Here is a 19,936-nt window from a genome sequence, read left to right on the forward strand (position 1 = left end):
GCGAACCATGTTCGGAAGAGCAGGCTTCGAACTCCTCAGGGCGCGTGTCCTTCAGCCCGCATAATCAAAAAACATCATCACGAAAAGTACGGAAGAACCCAAATCTCGATGAAAATTTCCGCCCTACCCGGGTCAGTTCTCAGTGAAAATCAACAGCCACCACAGCAACCGCACTTGCTGAGGCCCGAGAACAGGTAACGGGGGCGGCGTTTCTCGCGGAAGTGGTCGGGCGATGACGTGTCGCGTGTGTCCCGGCTGGCGCTGACGCTTGCCGGTGTCGGGATCCTTGATGAAGCGCTGGCGGTTCCACACCAGCCTGCCCACGTACATCTCGTTGTTGAGAATACCGGTGCCGCGTAGCCGGTTGCCGTTGATGGTCGAGAAGCCCCACGCACCACTGCCCGGTGCCGGGATACCTTCGTCATTGAGGCGGAAGGCGATCGCGCGTGGTCCCAGTCCGGCTGCGAAGTCGCGGAAGATGCGACGGACCACGTCGGCTTCCGCTGGATTGATGGTGCGGTCGCCCCGGATCGGCTCGCCGTTGGCGTCGAGCTTGCGCACCACGTCATAGCCGTAGGCATTGCCGCCGCCGGACTTGCCCTGTTCGACCCGGCCTCGCAGGCCGCGATGCGTCTTCTCGGCCAGGTCTTTCAGAAACAGGGCGTTCATCGTGCCCTTGAGGCCGACATGCAGATGCGACACCTCGCCCTCGGAGAGAGTGACGATCCGCACGCCAGCATAGTTCATGCGCTTGAAGACGCCGGCGATGTCCTCCTGGTCTCGGGACAAACGGTCCATCGCTTCGGCCAGCACGATCTGGAACCGTCCGCGCTGTGCATCCGCGATCAGCGCCTGGATGCCGGGCCGCATCAGGGAGGCACCCGAGATGGCGTGGTCGGTATACTCCTCGACGATGCTCCAGCCCTGCTTCTCCGCGTGGGTGCGGCAGACCCGAAGCTGGTCGGCGATCGAGGCGTCGCGCTGGTTGTCGGAGGAATAGCGGGCGTAGAGCGCGACCTTCATGACGGGGTATCCCTTACGGTCCGGAGCGGCGGCGCTGCTCCTGTTGCTGCGACCGGAACCAGTCCCGTGCCGCACGACGGGCCATGAGGCGGACCAGCGCCACAAGACGCGGGTCGGGGGCATTGGGGCGCAGGACGAGCCGCAACTCGGGCTCGGGCGGCCGATACGCCGTGGCAATGGACTGGCTGGGTCTGTCCGTCATCGTCGCTCTCTTCCGACCGTAAGGCAAGGAAAACAGACACACGATCCGGACAGATGACTGTTATTTCAATGGAAAACGGTAATACGAGAAGGCGTGCATGCGCGTGCTCCAGAGTGCGGAATCGTAGTTATGGGTAGTCCCGGATAGTGGCGCGTCGTACAAATACTGGCTTACGGCGGCATCACGGAAGGGGAGGGCGAGTCATGAACGATACGGGAGTGCCGTTCTTCCGGCAGGTCGGATGAGCGGGCGCGCCATCGACTCTTCGCCCACGGAAGCGCTGGCTGGCCTCGTGGAGCGGGTGACGTTCCACAACGCCGAGAACGGCTTCTGCGTCCTGCGGGTGAAGGTGCGGGGGCAGCGCGATCTGGTCACTGTTGTCGGCCATGCCGCCATGATCTCGGCAGGCGAGTTCGTGCAGATGTCGGGGCGCTGGTTCAATGATCACACCCACGGGTTGCAGTTCAAGGCGGAGTTTCTCAAAGCCAGTCCGCCGACCACGGTTGAGGGGATCGAGCGCTATCTTGGCTCCGGCATGATCCGGGGCATCGGTCCGGTCTACGCGAAGAAGCTGGTGAAAGCGTTCGGCGAGGCGGTGTTCGACCTGATCGAGCAGGAACCTGGACGTCTGCGGGAGGTGACGGGCATCGGCCCCAAGCGGGCCGAACGGATTGTCGGTGGCTGGGCGGACCAGAAGGTGATCCGCGAGATCATGCTGTTTCTGCACAGCAACGGCGTCGGCACCTCGCGGGCGGTAAGGATCTTCAAGACCTACGGGCAGGACGCGGTCCAACTGATCAGCGAGAACCCCTACCGGCTCGCGAAGGACATCCGGGGGATCGGCTTCAAGACCGCCGACCAGATTGCCCGGAAGATGGGGATTGCGGCCGACGCCATGATCCGGGTGCGGGCCGGGATCTCCTACGCGCTTGGCGAGGCCATGGATGAGGGGCATTGTGGCCTGCCGGTCCGGGAGTTGCTGACCAGCACCGCCGAACTGCTGGAGGTCGCGGCACCCCTGATCGAGACGGCTCTCACGTTGGAGCTGGAGGCGGGCGACGTTATTGCCGACAGCGTGGGCGAGACGGGATGCATCTTCCTGGCGGGTCTCTATCGCGCGGAGCAGAGCATCGCCGAGCGATTGCGTGCCTGTGTCGTCGGCCGTCCGCCCTGGCCCGAGATCGACGCTGGAAAGGCCATGACCTGGGTGGAACGGAAGACCGGGCTTGCGCTCGCGCCCAGCCAGCAGGAGGCGGTGCGCCTTGCCCTGAACAGCAAGGTGCTGGTGATCACGGGTGGTCCTGGCGTGGGCAAGACCACGCTGGTCAACGCCATCCTGAAGATCGTGACCGCCAAGGGCACGGACGTGCAGCTCTGCGCCCCGACCGGTCGGGCGGCGAAGCGCCTGTCGGAAAGCACCGGACTGGAAGGCAAGACCATCCATCGACTGCTGGAGACGGATCCGGCCAGTGGCACCTTCAAGCGGGATGATACCAACCCGCTGACCTGCGATCTGCTGGTCGTGGACGAGGCCAGCATGGTCGATGTGCTGCTGATGCGATCCCTGCTGCGCGCCTTGCCTGACAACGCCGCGTTGCTGATCGTCGGCGATGTGGACCAGTTGCCGTCGGTCGGGCCGGGGCAGGTGCTGGCCGACATCATCGGCTCCAACGCCGTGCCTGTGGTGCGGCTGACCGAGGTGTTCCGTCAGGCGGCACAGAGCCGGATCATCACCAATGCGCATCGGATCAACGAGAGCAGGATGCCCGAACTGAGCGCGGAAGAGGGATCGGATTTCTACTTCGTGGAGGCGGCCGAGCCCGAGGTCGGGCTGCGCAAGTTGCTGGCCGTGGTGAGGGATCGCATCCCGGCGCGGTTCGGGCTGGACCCTGTTCGCGACGTGCAGGTGCTTTGCCCGATGAACCGGGGTGGCCTTGGGGCGCGGTCGCTGAATATCGAATTGCAGCAGGCGCTGAACCCGCCGGACGAGGTGAAGGTCGAGCGGTTCGGCTGGACCTATGGTCCGGGCGACAAGGTGATGCAGATCGCCAACGATTATGACCGGGATGTCTTCAATGGAGACCTCGGCGTTATCGGCAGGATCGATGTGGAAGAGGGCGAACTGACGGTCTCATTCGATGGACGGGATGTCGTTTATGGCTTCGGCGAGTTGGACGAACTGGTGCTGGCCTACGCCACCACCATCCACAAGAGCCAGGGCTCGGAATACCCGGCGGTGGTGATTCCGCTGGTGACGCAGCATTACGCCATGCTGGCGCGGAACCTGCTCTACACCGGCGTCACACGGGGGCGGAAGCTCGTCGTGCTCGTGGGCCAGAAGAAGGCGCTTGCTATCGCCGTGCGCAATCAGGGTGGCAGGCGACGGTGGTCGAAGCTCAGGGAGTGGCTTGCGGGTAGTTTTGCATGACGGAGCGATGCCTCCATGTCGGCTTCCGCCTCATGTCGGACATAAAAGTGGGTTGGCTCGCCTTTCGCATAACGGACATAGTCCGCGCAGTCCCCCGCTATCACTTGGAGCCGAGAGTGGGGTGATCGTTATGGGAAATAACCAGCAAGAATACAGGCGCTTAGGTTGGCCGTAGCAAGACACGCCCGAAGCCACTGGGCAGGGAGTATAAATCATTTGGATCGGGCAACGATGCTTTCGGTTTTCGGCCTTGACACGATGATGTTCGGTGCGGGCGGCAATCCAGATTTTCTGGACAGCGTCAAGATTCATGAAGGCAATTCCGAACCCAACCAGAAGGTCGAGCCAGACCGAATGGTGGCCGAGCGTGATACGGAAGCAGTTTTCATTCTGGGTTCTATTGGCATATCGGACATAATCTTCAAGGAGTTCTGTGCAGCAGTGGCCCATACCTGTCACTTGAACAAGGTTTCCGGAACTCCCGTTTCGTTTTCAGAAAAACTACCAAATTTGACAGCAAGAATAGGCAAAACAAACAGGTTAAGTATCATTGATGTCATGAGCCCTCCAAGAATGACAGCTGCCATAGGTCCTTCGATTTCCCGCCCAGGCGCATTCATATCAACAGCCAGAGGCGCCAGTCCAAGCGCCGTAACGAGCGATGTCATGAGTACGGGGACGACGCGGTCTCTGGCCCCCCGGAGCGCTGTTGTTACTCCCCATGTGAGATGTTCCCGCTCGACCAAAGTCTCAAAATGCGAAATCATCATCACCGAATTCCGAAGCGTAATCCCGAATAGAGTAACGAAGCCGACTGTTGCCCCAAGAGTTAGCGTTGTGCCGGAAACAATGATTGCCAGAATGCCGCCGACAAATGCGAAGGGAAGATTGACGAGTATCAGAGCGAGATTGCGCCATCCTTGTGTGATTATTGAGAGCAGAATCATGACCGCTATGGCAGCGAGCCCGGAATTTATAAACAGTTCCTTGCGTGATTGTGATTCAGCTTCCGCTGCGGATGTAAACTGAACGTAGGTTCCAAGAGGCAGTTTGATATTTTTTGCTATAGCCGTGCGTGCGTCCTGAACGAAAGATTGAGCTGATCGTCCTGTAACATTTGCGGTGACAGTCTGTGTTCTCTGTGCTCCCAGATGTGACACCTGATAGCGACCGTTCGTCTCATATATGTCTGCGACAGCGCGGAGTGGTACGTAGTTTCCGTGAACAGTATGCAGTGGCAGGAAGCCGACAGACGCAACATCATTACGACTTGCGTCATCAAGACGAACCATAACATTAAAAGCCGCAGAACGCTCGTATATCTGCCCCACGGTTTCACCCTGCCAGGCTGTATGGATGGATCGGAGTACATCCGCCGACCGAAGCCCCCAGCGCTCCAGATCAGCAGGGCGTAGCCGAATAGCAAGTTCCGGAACACCAGGGGGTGCTTCTATCCGGACATCTGTTGCGCCATGTATCTGATGCAACATGCGGACAATATTATTTGCCTGGATATCCAATACATCCAGATCATCGCCAATAATATTGATTGCCACAGCCGAAGACGAACCAGAAAGGGTTTCGTTTACGCGCATCGTCAAAAAACTACTGACAGAAAAACTGGCCCCAACGAACCCGTCAAGCGCTTTGCGAACGCGGGCATCAATCTGTCGGGAAGCCTTCCCATCCACCTGATTCAAATCAACCTCAAACTCGCTGGTATGTGGTCCATACGTGTCCTCATCCAGCGAGGCGCGTCCGACTCTCTGAGCAACCGAACGGATTTCGGGAAGCTGACGAAGTTTTTCTGTAACCTGTCTACCTAATTTCAGAGACTGTTCCAGGGAAGTCCCCGGAGCAGCCGTCATATGAATGATAAGGTGACCTTCCTTGAAATCAGGAATGAAATCGCTTTCAAGGAATGGAAGGGCCGCAAACCCTATCAAGGTGGTCAGGATCATCCCGCCTATAACAAATCGGGGATGGCGCATTAATCTGGCCAGAAGACATTCATAAGCTCTGGCGGTCCATCCTGCCAGGGGGGGCTCTCTCCGGGTTTCTCCAGGCGTCGCCAAGAGCCATGCGCAGAGTGCAGGTACAACGGTTACAGCAGCGGCAAGAGAAGCCATGACCGCAAGAACATAAGCTGTTGCCAGTGGAGCAAACAGTCGTCCCGAAAGTCCGGGAAGGGCGATGACAGGCAAGAAAACGATAATGACAGCAAAGGTCGCGTAAACCACTGCACTGCGGACTTCAACGCATGCATCGAGTACGACGCGCGCTGTAGATGCGGGCTGGACCAGAAGCCGGTTTTCACGCAATCGGCGTGTAACATTTTCGACCCCGATCACGGCGTCATCCACGACCTCGCCGATGGCGATAGCAAGCCCCCCCAGGGTCATGGCATTCAAAGTAACCCCGAGTGTCTCCAGCAACGACAGGGCTATCAGAATAGCCAAAGGTATGGTGGCGCAACAGATTGCAGCGGTTCGCAGGTCAAAAAGGAAAAGAAAGATTACGGCAACCACTAGAAAACCGCCCAGAAGCAATGCTCGTGTGGCATTCCCCAATGCGGTCGTAATGAAATTGGCGGGTCGGAACAGGTCAGCATGCAATGTAATCCCCTGTCCCTGCAATTGCGGGCGGAAATCGGTAAGTGCCGCCTCGATTTCCCGGGTCACAGCCATCGTATTGGCACCGTACTGTTCCCATATATTAACCACAATGCCTGTCTTTCCCTCGATACTGGCCGCGCCGAAGGCGGGAATAGGGGCTTCAGTTACAGTGGCAATACTGCCCAGTGTGACAGCACCATTATCAGAGCGGACAATCACAGTGCGGGCCAGACTTTCTGGCGTCAGGGCCTGACCGTCAGACTGAAGAACGACTCTTTGGTTCGGGGTATCAATAAAGCCGGCCCCCTGTATGCCAGTTGCTTCCTGGGCAGCCGCAAGGACGTCATCAAGTCCGATATGATGCAAGATGAGTTGGTCTGGATGTACCTGTATCTGGAGTGACCGACGCTCCCCGCCAAACACACTGACTCCAGCCACACCAGGCAACGCCAGCAGACGCGGCCTTAATGACCAGTCAGTAAGCGTGCGCAACTGCATGAGGGACTGTTGTTCCGACGTCAGACCAATCACCAGTACCAGACCGGCGGATGAGGTCAGTGGCGTCATAGTCGGAGCATGAACACCGGCTGGCAATTGCTGTGCAACAACATTCATTTGTTCCCCGACCAGTTGCCGGGCGCGATAAATATCGGTCGATGTCGCAAACAGGACGTTGACGACTGACAGTCCCTGAATCGAAGTCGATTGCACGCGCTGAATACCCGGGAGGCCGGTCAGGGCAATTTCCATTGGGCGACTAACCAATGTTTCGACCTGTTCCGGCGTAAAACCAGCGGCTTCGGTCTGGATCGTGACCCGTGGCGGAATGAATTCCGGAAACACATCATAGCTGGCATGTCTCAAGCCATACAGGCCATAGAAGAACAACAGACATGCGGTTGCGATAACCACGCCCCGGAAGCGGATCGAAAACCCGATAATAGCTGCCTGAAGGCTGAAAGAACGTCCCGTCATCAGTCGTCATCGTCTCCTGATTCAAGCTGAGCTCGGAATTCTTCAGACAGAAGTAATTGCGTACCCTCTACGACGATTTGCGTTTCGTGTGTGATTTGTCCTGGAGTATCTTGGATCAGGTAGCCACCTTCTCGGTCCGGCACGTCGGTCGTAAGGGGTAGGCGTGTAAATTTTCCGTGTCCGTTATCACGGTATATCCACGACTTACCTTGCAGCCAGATAATAGCTGATGCAGGTATCCGGATACCGGGACGTTCCTCTTCGGTAGGCAGGAGAACGGAAACATTCATGCCCGCGACAAGCTGACTTTCAGCCGACGCAAAATAGAAAAAGCTACGCCCCTGAATAGCAGGATCGGTCATGGTTACAGGAGACAAATAGTGGAGCATTGTCCCGTGTCCACCCGTGTTTCCATAATCGGTCACATCCGCCTGACTTGGTGGGGTTGGTAGATCCGTATCTGGTGGAAGGGTCACCTTGACCAAGACCACTTGTTGTTGAAGTAACTGTGTAATGAAAATTGTATTTTTTTCGGTAGCGTCAGATATGACCGAACCAAATTGCTGTCTGATAATATTAAGTGCGTTATTCACCCGGACCTGTTCTGCTTTTACCATAGCTGAGTTGGACTGAAATCTGGCTGTTGTCTCCTGGAATTGTTCCTGAGAGATATTCTGCCGGTCGCGATACAGTCCTTTGTCACGATCGAGTTTCGCACGGGCAAGCGTCTGCTGTGCCTGCATGCTCTCCAGCCGCGCTTTCATGTCAGCATAATCACTAACAAGAGTGATAAGTTGTGTTGCGTTCAGAACGTAACCATAGGCGGGAACCAACTTTCTCCAAGGCACGATGCTGGGTCGTGCAGAAGCGATGCCACTCTTCGTAACTGCTTCCGGGGAGACCGTCACGGTCGCCTCTTCGCCAAGAACCGAAACTGGTGGATCATCATCATCTGCAATAGCAATGTCCGCCACGTTTAGAACTAGGAAGACAGAAAGACCTACAAGAGGCAGCCAGAAGGCCCTCGCTTTCATGGTGAGTTCCTTTGGTTATTTTCAAGCAGGCCGGAAACCTGCGCGGCACTGGTGTGATCAAAAATGGGCTGCTGCATGCCATCTTCGATCTGACCTATGGCTTGCCGTTGCTGAATTTCTGCTTCAAGAAGAGCGGTCTCTGCTTGAATCTGCTCTATATGAGTCATAACCATCGTTGGTCGGTCGATTGCGCCTGACTGAAGGCGGTGCTGCATCTGGTTCAGCCTTACCCGTACGGTTTTGGCAAGTTCATCCGCCTGTAGCAGAATTGATGTCGTGCCGCGGTAATTGGCCGTAGCCTGCGAGATGGACTTAAACACCGTGTTCTCTGCACGCCGGAGACGAGCCGCCGCCTCATGCTCCTGCCCAACAGCTTCAGCTATGGGGCCTTCGTTCTGATTGAAAATCGGAATTTGCAGAGAGGGATTTACCTCAAAGCGATTTGAAATATCCCAGTTATAGGCGGGACTGATGGTGACATCGGGATAGCGTCGGGAAACTTCGACCCGTAGAGCCTGTCGGGCGGCGTCATAAGACGCAAGAAGTTCCCGCAGATCCGCGCGTTGCATTACGGCTTGGTATCTCATGTCCTGTGAATCGCGGTATTCCATGAGGTCGGGACAGACATCAAATGCTTTTGTATCAAGAGCAATGGAATCAAGTGCTTCGGCAGGAACCCCGATTGCTCCTGCCAGAGCTGCCTTACGGACGGCATACTCGCGCCGCAGATCACTGACAGACAACTCGGCATGGATCATTTCCGTCCGTACCTGCGATATTTCGAGAGCGGATGCTCGCCCCTGATCAAAACGTGCCTGTTCCAGGGTAAAGAGTTCGCGTTTAGCTGCCGCAGTCTCTTCCACAAGCTTGAGGCGCCCGGATACAGCCCAGACGCCGAGAAGAGCAGACCGCGTGTCGCTGCGTAGTTTCCATGCAGTATTGATGACTTCCCATTGCGCGACGGCAGCCCGATATCTGGCTTCTTTGATACGGTGATAACGCCTGCCGAAAAATTCGATCAGTATTGACGCGCCGTAGCCGACGTAATGAGCCGATGGGCCACCCAGCACCGTGAAACTGGGATTGGGCAGTTGACCGGCTGTCTTGATTCCAGCGCGAGCCGTTTCCAGTTCAGCTTTAGCTACAAGGATATCGGGATGAAAATACAAGGTAGCAAGCGTCAGGCGAGTGATGCCCCATGCGTTTTCCTGACTCGATACGTTTGGTCCGAGAACTTTTGTAATGAATTCTTGCAATCCGGCATCCGTAAATTGACGGCTGGAAAATTTCTGGACATCTGATTCCGGCGAAATATTTGAGTGATCACTATTTGTACAGCCACAGAGCAGGGGAAAAATCAGGAGAATGAATGCCGCATTATAGCGTGTGCGTCTCCTTACCTGCTTAATATATTCTAGAGTATTATATGATTTATACATTGATATGTCGTGATATATCTGATTTGTTATCTGTTAGTTCTACTCTCGATTGTCGCATAATCTGCACACCTCCACTAATACCAAGCATCGCAAGGATGGCAGCTACCGCAATATCCGGCCACGCAGAACGAGTGCCAAACACGCCCAGAGCTGCCAGCACAACGGCAACATTTCCGATCGCATCATTACGAGAGCAGATCCATACAGAACGGCGGTTGGCATCACCTTTCCGGTGTGTCCATAATATGAGGGCACAGGCCAGATTGACCGCGAGGGCAAGCAGACCAATGCCGCCCATTGCGTCTGGGTGAGGCGGATGGTTGCTGTTCATTACTATCCACCCAGCATTGGCCATTACCCATAGCCCAGCCATGAACAGGGTCAGGCCTTTCAGAAAGGCCGCGCCAGCTCGCCATCGCAATGCCATTCCGGCAACACTGAGGCTTATTGCGTAGTTGGCGCTGTCGCCAAGGAAATCAATCGCGTCCGCCTGTACGGATGCAGATCCAACCGACACGCCAGCCCCAGCTTCAACGGCAAACATGCTGGCATTGAGAAAAAGCGCGATCAGGAGCGCTCTCCGCCATGATTTATTGATTGGTAGCGGCGTATCTGTGCATCCACCACAGCATCCTCCTGCCATCCAGCGCCTCCCTGACGAATCATCTGTTTTAATGTATGCTCCCTGTAGCAACTACAGGGTCAAGAGGCAGGGAATGCGATCGATTGGTGCCTTGGGGAAGGCGACGAATACCAAAGTCGAGACGATCCGCTATTACGAACGGATCGGTCTTCTGGCTCCGCCACAGCGGACCGATGGCAATTATCGCACTTATGATGATGAGGCACTCGCGAGACTGTCTTTTATTCGTCGATCTCGGGATCTGGGTTTTTCATTAGACCAGGTAAGAGCTCTATTATCCCTAACGGATCAGGGAACCCAGGATTGTAAGACAGTTGATAGAATTGCTCGTGACCATATGGCAGAAATTGAGCGCAAAATTGCGGATCTCATCGCATTGCGCCATGAACTTTCTACGATGATAGAATCATGCGGGGGAGGTAATATTTCAGAATGCCGAATTATTGAAGCACTTTCTCCGTTTGATAATTAGTTCTCCTGACTTTTTTCGCAGCCAGTCGATTCTGCATTTGACGGAAGATTACCCGAAATAGTTATGCGGCCTCATCCTCACGTGTCAGAATCTGAAAAATCCTCATGGAAAATTCAAGGACTATACGTGCTCCCATGGTGGCAGTTTATGATCAGGCCAGTTCTGAAGCAGACATTCGGCTTCCCCCCCTAGTCCGCCTGTCTGCTCAGTGATGTAGGAGCAGACAGGCGGCAGTCGCCGTCATGTCGGTCGTAAAGAGAGTCGCTCAAGGTTTTGGTAAGCGGACATCCTGTGTCGGTGATGCAAGCCAGTCCGTGAGTTGCCGGATCATGGATCGCGCGACACGGCCCGCCCCCAGGAGGGTTGCGGATGCGGGACCGCACCAAGAGCCATATCCCAGCAGCCACAGGCGTGGCTCCCTGATGGCCTGCTGCCCGTTCACGTGGATCAGCCCGTCCGGCTCGATCACGTCGAGTGGTGCAAATGCAGAGAGCGCGGGACGGAAGCCTGTACACCAGATGATCGCGTCAATGGCTTCTTCCTGTCCGCCGGGCCAGACGACGCCCGTAGCCGTCATGCGCACGAACGGGCGCACCGCGTGGAAGACACCGCGCTCCCGGGCGGCCCGTACGGGCGGCACCATGACGATATCGCCAAAGCCTCCTGTCGGCATGGCGCCGGCGTTGCCCAGGACACGTGCGGTCGCCCGTTCGAACAGAACCCGTCCATCCACATCGTCGGGCAGGAATACCGGATCCTGCAGCGTCACCCACGTTGCGTTCGCGAGCAGTGACACTTCCGCCAGAATCTGCGCCCCGGAGTTACCGCCACCGACCACGAGCACGCGCCGACCGGCAAAAGGTGCGGGGATCTGATAGTGCGCGGAATGGATCTGCGTCCCGCCAAAGAATTCATGCCCCGCGACATCAGGAATGAACGGGGCCGACCATGTGCCGGTCGCACCGATGACGGCGCGGCTCAGAAAATCGCCCGCGTTTGTGCGGATATTCAGGAATTTCCCACCGGCCCGTTCCACGCGCCCGACCGTTACAGGACGGCGGATCGGCGGGGTGTAGCGCGCCTCGTACCGGCGCAGGTAGTCCAGCACCTCGTCACGGGTCGGATAGCTGCCATCCGGTGTGTCTGGCATCGGCCAGCCGGGCAGCGAACTGTAGGACGCCGGCGAGAACAGATGCAGGGAGTCCCAGCCATGCACCCACGCCCCTCCCGCCTGTGCGCCGTTGTCCAGAATGACATAGGTCAGCCCGGCCCGGCGCAGGAAATAAGAGGCGGCGAGTGCTGCCTGACCACCCCCCACGATCACAACATCGAACTGTTCCGCCATTTCCCGGCTCACAGCTTTTCAGGCAGGCGGTGTTCTGATCTGCGCTCGCTGTAGCGATCGACAAGGTAGTCGGCCCGGTCCCGCAGCAGCCAAGTGAACTTCATCAACTCCTCCATGACGTCCACCATCCGGTCATAAAGGGGAGACGGTTTCATTCGGTCGTCGTCACCGAACTGGGTGTAGGCCATCGGCACGCTGGACTGGTTAGGGATGGTGAACATCCGCATCCATCGGCCCAGCACCCGCAGGGCGTTGACGGAATTGAAGCTCTGTGACCCGCCGGAGACCTGCATGACAGCCAGCGTGCGGCCCTGTGTGGGTCGGATCGAACCTTCCGTGAGGGGAAGCCAGTCGATCTGGTTCTTGAATACTGCCGTCATGTTGCCGTGGCGTTCGGGGCTGCACCAGACCTGGCCTTCCGACCAGATCGAGAGTTCACGCAGTTCCTGCACCTTCGGGTGCGTGGCCGGTACGGAATCCGCGATCGGAAGACCGGTTGGGTCGAACACCCGTGTTTCGGCCCCCAGTACGTTCAGGATGCGTTCGGCCTCCAGCACCAGCAGGCGGCTGAAGGACCGAGGACGCAGCGAGCCATACAGCAGCAGGATGCGTGGTGGGTGGTCAACCCGTGGTTGCGGTTCCAATCGTGCGAGATCGACCTGTTCGAGATACTCCGGGTGCAGGGCGGGCATTTCCGGTTTGGACATCGTTCCGTCAGATCCTTCGGTCTTGTCAGGGATGGCTGATCAGGGGCAGCCACAAGGCCAGTGCGGCAAGTGTGACCAGCAGGACGGGTGGCGTGATCACCAGACCCACCGTCATGTATTGCCCCCAAGTGACCCGATGGTTTTTGGATGCCAGCACATGCAGCCACAGCAGGGTGGCGAGACTGCCGATTGGCGTGAATTTCGGCCCGAGGTCACAGCCAATGACGTTGGCGTAAACCATCAGATCGCGGGTCAAAGGCGTAATGTCGTGCGCCTGCTGGATCGCCAGCGCGCCGATCAGAACGCTGGGCATGTTGTTCATAACCGACGACAGGGCTGCCGCCAGAAAGCCGGTGCCAAGCGTGGCGGTGAACGGACCCTGATGGCCAAGCCAGACCAGTGCCGCCGCCAGATGATCGGTCAGCCCGGCATTGCGCAGTCCGTAGACCACCAGATACATCCCCAGCGAGAAGATCACGATCTGCCACGGGGCGTCGCGCAGCACCCGACGGATGGGAATGACCCTTCCATATCCAGCAACTGCCAGCAGGGTAATGGCAGCCAGGCAAGCCACGATACAGACCGGAATATGAAATGGCGCGGTCAGGAAATAAGCCGCCAGCACCAGGGCCAGCAGCGGAAAAGCCGCGCGAAACACAAGGCGGTCACGAATGGCGGTGGCGGGTGCTGGCAGTTCGGCGACGGGATAGGTCTGGGGCACCTGCCGCCGATACCAGAGCCACAGCACGGCAAGTGTCGCGCCAAGGGCGGCCAGATCGACGGGGACCATGATCGCGGCGTAGCGGTCAAAGGGAATGTCGAAGAAATTGGCGCTGACGATGTTCACAAGATTGGAAATTACCAGCGGCAAGCTGGTTGTATCCGCGACAAAGCCGGTCGCGATAATAAAGGCGAGCGAAGCGGCGGGGCTCAGGCGAAGCTGGGTGAGGATGGCGATGACGATCGGTGTCAGCAGCAGGGCCGCGCCATCATTGGCGAACACGGCCGCGATGGCCGCCCCCAGCAGCACAATCAGCGGGAACAGCGTCCGGCCTCGCCCTTTGCCCCAGCGCACGACATGCAGGGCGGCCCAATGGAAGAACCCGGCCCCATCCAGGAGCAGCGAGATGATGATCAACGCGATAAAAGTAAAGGTCGCGTCCCAGACGATGTGCCACACGACAGGAATATCGTGCCAGTGGATGACACCGGTCGCCAGTGCCACGGCGGCACCGGCTATCGCACTCCAGCCGATGCCCAGACCCCGTGGCTGCCAGATGACGAAGACCAGTGTTGCAATGAAAATGGCAAGGGCCAGCATCAGACGATCCGTTTCCCGGCCTCATCCACGATCTTCTCGCCGTCCTCCTTGGCGAAAGCACCCTTCTGTGGCGTGGGTAGAATGTCCAGAACCACCTCGGAGGGACGGCAGAGTTTCACGCCAAGCGGTGTGACAACGATGGGCCGGTTGATCAGGATCGGGTGTGCGATCATGGCGTCGATCAGCGTATCATCGCTCAGGGCCGGATTATCGAGGCCGAGTTCATGAAAGGGCGTGCCCTTTTCCCGCAGGACCGTGCGCACCGGAACCCCCATACGGGCGATCAGATCGACCAGTTCCGCACGGCTGGGTGGCGTTTTCAGATATTCGATGATCGCGGGCGCGATTCCCGCATTGCGGATCAGTGCCAGCACGTTGCGCGACGTGCCGCAGGCCGGATTGTGGTAGATGGTGACGGTCATGGGCAGGATTCCGGGGACGGACAGCTGGAGGACAGGTTTGCGATCAGGGGCGCGCAGAGTTCTGGGCTGCCCGCACAGCAGTCCCTGACGAGGAAAAGCATCAGGCCCCGCAGGCTCGGAAGACAGGCGCGATAGACGATCAGCCGGCTGTGGCGCTGCGAGGTCAGCAGGCCCGCGCGTGTCAGGGTGGCAAGATGGGCCGAGATCGTGTTCTGCGGGACATCAAGGTGCCGCGCGACGTCCCCGGCGGGCAGCCCGTCCGGTTCGTGGCGCACCAGCAGGCGGAAGATCTCCAGCCGCGTGGACTGGGACAGGGCGTTGAGGGCCGAGAGTGCGGATTCTGTATCCATAAATCGACGATCACGGATATATGGGATGAAGTCAAGACCACCCAGGACATGCCTCGTTCAGAGCTTGGAACGCGGCGTCACACGCCGAACAGGCGGCCGATCCCGCCCGTGACGATCATTGCCACAATACCCCAGAACGTCACACGCAGTGCTGGGCGCAGAGGCGCTGCGCCGCCGGCAATCGCGCCAACGACCCCCAGAACAGCGAGAAGCACGACGGACGTCAAGGACACGCCCCAGGATACCCACGCCACGGGGGCCAGAACAGCTGCCAGCACGGGCAGTAATGCTCCGGATGAAAAGGCGGTTGCCGAGGCGAATGCCGCCTGTATGGGTCGTGCCGCCGTGGCCTCGGACAAACCCAGTTCATCCCTTGCATGGGCACCGAGCGCATCATGCTTCATGAGGGCAACGGCGACCTTGCGCGAGAGGTCTTCATCCAGCCCTCTCTTCTGATAAATCCCGGCCAGTTCGGTGACTTCGCCCTCCCAGTCCGTGACCAGTTCCTGTTTCTCGCGGGCGATGTCGGCGTGTTCAGAATCGGCCTGGGAACTGACCGAGACATACTCGCCCGCCGCCATGGAGAGGGCGCCTGCGACAAGTGCGGACAAACCCGCGATGAGAATGCTGCCGCGTGTCGCATGAGAACTGGCAACGCCGACGATGAGGCTGCCGGTCGACAGCGTTCCGTCATTGGCGCCGAGAACAGCCGCACGCAGCCATCCCAGTTTCTCGACGGCATGACGTTCGGCCAAAGGATGGAGGCGCGACATAAGATGACCTGCTGCTTCTGGTGAATACAAATAAAGGTTAAAATGCATCATTTGCCGCGACAACAGATATTTCATTCTGATATTGCGAGTTATTTTCAATATTATTTATGTTTTAGGAAAATCTGTTCTGTTCAGAATCCTGTCAGGTAAGCATGATACGGAAGTGGATTCAGGGTTCTTTTTTGCCGAGACGTATATGCCTTATTCAACGCCGGACATCACGGATAGCCTGCTGCGTTACGACAGGCCGACGATCATCTTTCACTGGATGACGGCCTTTCTGGTGCTGCTTCAGTTTGCTCTTGGCGAAACCTGGAACTGGCCAACAAAACCCGTCCATCATCTGATGGTGGTCGCGCATCTGACAGCCGGCATCCTGCTGACCGCAATTATGGTGTTCCGCATTGTCTGGCGTCTGACGAAAGGCCGGCATCTGTCGGACCTTCTCGTGCCTGTGGACCGGGTATTCGCCCTTGGAGCAGAGTACACGCTCTATGTGCTGCTTCTGGCGGAAATCTTGCTGGGCTATCTCTGGCGATGGGGTGCCGGGCAGACGATGAGTTTTTTCGGCCTCCTGATTCCATCCCCGTTCGCGCGGTTCCCGGCGGAAACCGTGACGTGGTTTCAGACGCTACATTACTGGAACGCCTGGTTGATTATGGGTCTTGCGACAGGCCATGGCGCGGCGGCGCTTTTTCATCAGTTTGTCCTGAAAGACAAAGTGCTTGGACGCATGCTGCCGCGGGGTTCCTCACTCAGTCAGTGATTGCGATCGGGAACCTATCTGATTTTCATGATTGGGCAGCATCGTGATGCTGGATTGCCAACAACGTCAGCTTTTTTCGGCTTCCGTTGTACAACAGATGTTCCGCTGTCCCCCCCCCCCTAAACTGCCTATCCGCTCAAGGAAAGTGAAGCAAACAGGCGGCAGCCGCCTACATGGCGGACATGCGACATAGCGATTTGATTTCCGCATAGCGGACAGCCAAGAAATGTCCATTAAACGGTAGTTTTCTAGACATGCTGAAAATTCCCATATTGGGCTATCGCAACCATAATTGTTCCGTTAACATTGGCGTCAGTTTTTCAACGTCCCGGTTGTGTCAATGAATCAGAGGATCGGCTACGCGCGGGTTTCCACGGAGGACCAGCATTTAGACCTGCAGCGTGATGCGCTTCAGCAGGCTGGTTGCCGTGTCATCTATGAAGAGGCGGCGATTGGCAAGAACGCTGTGCGCTTGGAGCTGGAGCAATGCCGGAAGGCGCTGCGCAGCGGTGATACGCTGGTGGTGTGGCGGTTGGATCGACTTGGGCGTAGCTTGCCTGATCTTGTGCAAATCGTGGCCGAGTTGGAATGTTTGGGAATTGGTTTCGAGAGCTTAACCGAGAAAATCGAAACGAACAGTGCGGCGGGCAAGTTGGTTTTTCACGTCTTCGCGGCCCTTGCGGAGTTTGAGCGTAGCCTGATCCGTGAACGCACTCACGCAGGGCTCGCTGCGGCACGTGCCAGAGGGCGTTCAGGTGGTCGGAAACCCAAGTTGGGGGAGAAGCAGGTGCGCGAGATTAAAGCTCTCTTGCGCGACCCAGAGATTCAGGTGGCGGCGGTGGCGCGGCAGTATGGTATTTCGAGAACTACTTTGTACAAGCACGTAGGGGCTGTGCTGCCGAAGAAATCGCGTAATGCAGATTTTTAAATTCCCCACATGTACGAATTATTTTGATCTGCCGAATGTAGGCAAAACAGCAATAGCAGGGGTGCGACCCGCATTCCGTTCATTCATAAAAACTAACTACGGAATTTGATGTAATGCTCGGTCTTACGCTCAGAGAAGAATTTAGAGGCAAGCGCCTCAAAGGCACAGCTATCGAGCTGTCTAACGACCAGCAAACCGGCGCGACTCAAATTGCCGCCAAACAGTTTTTGGAAATTACTTATCCCACGCATGATTTGCTAAAAGGCATTGAGGCCGTTGGTCCTAATAAAGGTCGGCCTGTAGTCGTGATCGGCGAACGTGGCCTCGGTAAATCGCACTTGATGGCCGCGCTCTATCACGCGGTGACGGATCCGTCTTCGACCAGATCATGGCTCAACGCATGGGCAACTATCAATCTGCAGTTCGCACGCGTTTTGTTCAATTTCGACCTGCCGTGGAATCCGATGGATATGGAGCAACGCATCGGGCGCATCCATCGTTACGGCCAGAGCCATACCGCGCAGGTCTACAACTTGGTGCTGTCGGATACTATCGAAGGTCGCATCTTCCTATTGCTTGACGAGAAACTGATCGAGATCGCGCGTACCGTCGGTAAGGTGGATGAGCATGGCAATGTGGCCGAAGACTTACGTGCGCAGATTCTTGGTCAGTTATCAGAACGATTGAATTACGACCGTCTGTATCAGGAGGCGCTTTCCGACCCCGAATTAAAGCGAACACAGGTGGAATTAGAGGCTGCACTATCGAACTCCCGAGAGGCACGGCAGGTGGTGTTCGACTTGTTCCAAGACCTGGATGGTTTCAGTCTTGACGATTACAAACCTTTCTCTGACGTATCATCCAGCTTAGATCGTCTGGTTCATTTTCTGTCGGCGGCGGTCGTGGATCGTAAGCAGAAACTGATCAAGGTGAACGACGCGACATACGACCTCGTCAATGTCGATGGCGCCCCTAGCATTCAATTTACTCTGAGCCGCGAAGCTGCGACCAATCAGGATAATCTGCAACTGATGGGCTTGGATCATTCGTTGGTACAGGAGGAATTGACTCGCTGGCGTGGCCTGGCGCCAGAGGAAGTCGGTATTGCCGTGTTCGGCGACGTAGAAGAGCCGGTGCTGTTGTCTATATGGGTGGTTGAAGTATCTTCCGATAAGGGCGAGCGCCGCGTAATGATGCTGCCCATTGCCGTCAAACAAGACGGGACGCGTGTTCCAGCGGTCGAGCGTCTTTGTGAAACATACCTACAAGCATCCCCGACGACGCCTATCTTTCTGCCCGATCAGCGGAACGATCTGTTTACTCACATGGTAGAGCCAACCCTGCAACGGGAGCTGAGACATAGGGGGGATGCGAATGGCAACAAAAGTTATTCGGCAGAGTTAGTAGGTTACGTCGAAATCTCTAAGCAGGTAGGTTGAGACACCATAATTACATCATGATGGATGCCCAGTGTTGCTGGTTTCACCGTGTGCAGTCGTGATCGTACGTGTCAAAGCCTCTAATACTGCAATGGTATATGAAATCTGTCTTCTATCATAGCGTATGATTTTAAAGGTTATTTTGTTCTTATTAACAATCGATTGGGAAATAAATAAAGGCCACCAGACCCCGGCGGGGGTCTCTCTCTGCCCCTTCTAAGGTCATATTTTTTACTGAGAACAATCGAAAACCGACGTCAGTCCGAATGAATGTCCGCTGTTTTAATTTCTAAGCCACAACCGGACATTCCGCTTCCCCCCCCGTTGCCGTCGTTTTCTGCCGGGAAAAGGCTGCGGATTTTGGGTGCGTCCGGGCCTTTTAGAGTCAGAGGGCTGCGCGAAATTTCGTGACGGGTTGAGAGGGTGGGAGAGAGTCTCCTGTCCGCCCGTCATGGAGTTTTTCGCCATGGCGACCGCTATTCCCAAAATCAGCCTCAGTTCGTCCCGTGATATCCCGTTCAACCGGCTGGTCCTGTCCCAGTCCAATGTGCGGCGTGTGAAGTCCGGCCTGTCGATCGAGGAACTGGCCCGCGATATCGAGCGCCGCGGATTGCTGCAGAGCCTGAATGTCCGGCCAGTCGTTGACGATGCCGGGGTTGAGACCGGTACCTACGAAGTGCCGGCCGGTGGGCGTCGTTTTCGCGCGCTCGAACTGCTGGTGAAGCAGAAGAAACTGGCGAAAACGGCACCCGTGCCGTGCGTCGTGCGCGAGGCAGGGTCGGCCATTCTCGCCGAAGATGATTCCCTGGCCGAGAATGTCCAGCGGGTAGCCCTGCATCCGCTGGATCAGTTTCGCGCCTTTCGTGACATGCTGGAGAAGGGTATATCCGAGGAAGAAATCGCTGCCGCGTTCTTCGTCGCACTGAGGTGGTCCCGTCCGTTCGGACAGTTTTGTGGGCTTGATAAGCTATACCCGGTTGTTGTTATGCCGCCCTTCTGACGGCGTTGCTGTTGGCCATCTGGTCCGGGGTTAACCCCGGACCAGATGGCGTCG

At 57.0% G+C, this 19,936-nt stretch carries 16 protein-coding genes and 2 pseudogenes; 6 read left to right on the forward strand and 12 right to left on the reverse strand.

Going from position 1 to position 19,936, the window contains the following annotated elements; translation table 11 throughout:
* Nucleotides 1-155 precede the first annotated feature (155 nt).
* A pseudogene (locus CFR78_RS14735) lies at nt 156-1,023 on the reverse strand (recombinase family protein); the annotation flags it as partial.
* Between the two features lie 13 nt (nt 1,024-1,036).
* On the reverse strand, nt 1,037-1,225 hold the full coding sequence (locus CFR78_RS14740) for a hypothetical protein (protein WP_070325067.1): 189 nt from the start codon (nt 1,223-1,225) through the stop codon (nt 1,037-1,039).
* A gap of 241 nt (nt 1,226-1,466) precedes the next feature.
* Between CFR78_RS14740 and recD2 the strand changes: the two genes are divergently transcribed.
* Complete coding sequence (gene recD2, locus CFR78_RS14745; RefSeq protein WP_110581322.1) at nt 1,467-3,653, forward strand: SF1B family DNA helicase RecD2; 2,187 nt, start codon at nt 1,467-1,469, stop codon at nt 3,651-3,653.
* 455 nt (nt 3,654-4,108) lie between these two features.
* Here recD2 and CFR78_RS14755 read toward each other — a convergent pair whose 3' ends face one another.
* Genes CFR78_RS14755 through CFR78_RS14770 form a run of 4 tightly spaced genes read right to left on the reverse strand, consistent with a single transcriptional unit; the run spans nt 4,109 to nt 10,359 of the window.
* On the reverse strand, nt 4,109-7,243 hold the full coding sequence (locus CFR78_RS14755) for an efflux RND transporter permease subunit (protein WP_034932600.1): 3,135 nt from the start codon (nt 7,241-7,243) through the stop codon (nt 4,109-4,111).
* On the reverse strand, nt 7,243-8,277 hold the full coding sequence (locus CFR78_RS14760) for an efflux RND transporter periplasmic adaptor subunit (RefSeq protein ID WP_034932598.1): 1,035 nt from the start codon (nt 8,275-8,277) through the stop codon (nt 7,243-7,245). The genes CFR78_RS14755 and CFR78_RS14760 overlap by 1 nt, the downstream gene beginning before the upstream one ends.
* Entirely contained in the window at nt 8,274-9,716 is a 1,443-nt protein-coding gene (locus tag CFR78_RS14765; RefSeq protein ID WP_019088956.1) for a TolC family protein, read from the reverse strand. Before CFR78_RS14765 ends, CFR78_RS14760 begins: the two co-directional genes overlap by 4 nt.
* On the reverse strand, nt 9,709-10,359 hold the full coding sequence (locus tag CFR78_RS14770; RefSeq protein WP_010516881.1) for a cation transporter: 651 nt from the start codon (nt 10,357-10,359) through the stop codon (nt 9,709-9,711). Before CFR78_RS14770 ends, CFR78_RS14765 begins: the two co-directional genes overlap by 8 nt.
* Before the next feature lie 73 nt (nt 10,360-10,432).
* Here CFR78_RS14770 and CFR78_RS14775 point away from each other — a divergent pair, with 73 nt between their 5' ends.
* Complete coding sequence (locus CFR78_RS14775; protein WP_003618791.1) at nt 10,433-10,831, forward strand: MerR family transcriptional regulator; 399 nt, start codon at nt 10,433-10,435, stop codon at nt 10,829-10,831.
* Between the two features lie 265 nt (nt 10,832-11,096).
* On the opposite strand, the gene CFR78_RS14780 is transcribed toward CFR78_RS14775, so the two are convergent.
* The 6 genes from CFR78_RS14780 to CFR78_RS14805 form a co-directional block, all read right to left on the reverse strand.
* A complete protein-coding gene (locus CFR78_RS14780; protein WP_034927498.1) occupies nt 11,097-12,176 on the reverse strand; it encodes an ArsO family NAD(P)H-dependent flavin-containing monooxygenase in 1,080 nt (359 codons plus the stop codon).
* An 8-nt stretch (nt 12,177-12,184) separates the two neighbouring features.
* On the reverse strand, nt 12,185-12,883 hold the full coding sequence (gene arsH, locus CFR78_RS14785) for an arsenical resistance protein ArsH (protein ID WP_034927494.1): 699 nt from the start codon (nt 12,881-12,883) through the stop codon (nt 12,185-12,187).
* Nucleotides 12,884-12,908: 25 nt separating this feature from the next.
* Nucleotides 12,909-14,204, reverse strand: a complete 1,296-nt coding sequence (locus tag CFR78_RS14790; protein WP_034927490.1) for an arsenic transporter — start codon at nt 14,202-14,204, stop codon at nt 12,909-12,911.
* On the reverse strand, nt 14,204-14,626 hold the full coding sequence (gene arsC / locus CFR78_RS14795; RefSeq protein ID WP_034927487.1) for an arsenate reductase (glutaredoxin): 423 nt from the start codon (nt 14,624-14,626) through the stop codon (nt 14,204-14,206). Before arsC ends, CFR78_RS14790 begins: the two co-directional genes overlap by 1 nt.
* The gene (locus CFR78_RS14800; protein ID WP_034927484.1) at nt 14,623-14,976 is read right to left on the reverse strand and encodes an ArsR/SmtB family transcription factor; all 354 of its coding nucleotides are present in this window, start codon (nt 14,974-14,976) and stop codon (nt 14,623-14,625) included. Before CFR78_RS14800 ends, arsC begins: the two co-directional genes overlap by 4 nt.
* 77 nt (nt 14,977-15,053) lie before the next feature.
* Nucleotides 15,054-15,749, reverse strand: coding sequence for a VIT1/CCC1 transporter family protein (locus CFR78_RS14805; protein WP_034927481.1), 696 nt, complete (start codon nt 15,747-15,749; stop codon nt 15,054-15,056).
* A gap of 196 nt (nt 15,750-15,945) precedes the next feature.
* Here CFR78_RS14805 and CFR78_RS14810 point away from each other — a divergent pair, with 196 nt between their 5' ends.
* The 4 genes and pseudogenes from CFR78_RS14810 to CFR78_RS14830 all read left to right on the forward strand — a co-directional run.
* Nucleotides 15,946-16,515, forward strand: a complete 570-nt coding sequence (locus CFR78_RS14810) for a cytochrome b (protein ID WP_034927530.1) — start codon at nt 15,946-15,948, stop codon at nt 16,513-16,515.
* A gap of 340 nt (nt 16,516-16,855) precedes the next feature.
* Nucleotides 16,856-17,443: a recombinase family protein gene (locus CFR78_RS14815; protein ID WP_034927478.1), complete on the forward strand. Its 588-nt coding sequence runs from the start codon at nt 16,856-16,858 to the stop codon at nt 17,441-17,443.
* Nucleotides 17,444-17,556: 113 nt separating this feature from the next.
* Nucleotides 17,557-18,882, forward strand: coding sequence for a helicase-related protein (locus CFR78_RS14825; protein ID WP_197713591.1), 1,326 nt, complete (start codon nt 17,557-17,559; stop codon nt 18,880-18,882).
* A 466-nt stretch (nt 18,883-19,348) separates the two neighbouring features.
* Nucleotides 19,349-19,804 (forward strand): annotated as a pseudogene (locus CFR78_RS14830) (ParB/RepB/Spo0J family partition protein); the annotation flags it as partial.
* Between the last annotated feature and the right edge of the window lie 132 nt (nt 19,805-19,936).

It is taken from the genome of Komagataeibacter rhaeticus, assembly GCF_003207855.1.
Taxonomy (GTDB): domain Bacteria; phylum Pseudomonadota; class Alphaproteobacteria; order Acetobacterales; family Acetobacteraceae; genus Komagataeibacter; species Komagataeibacter rhaeticus.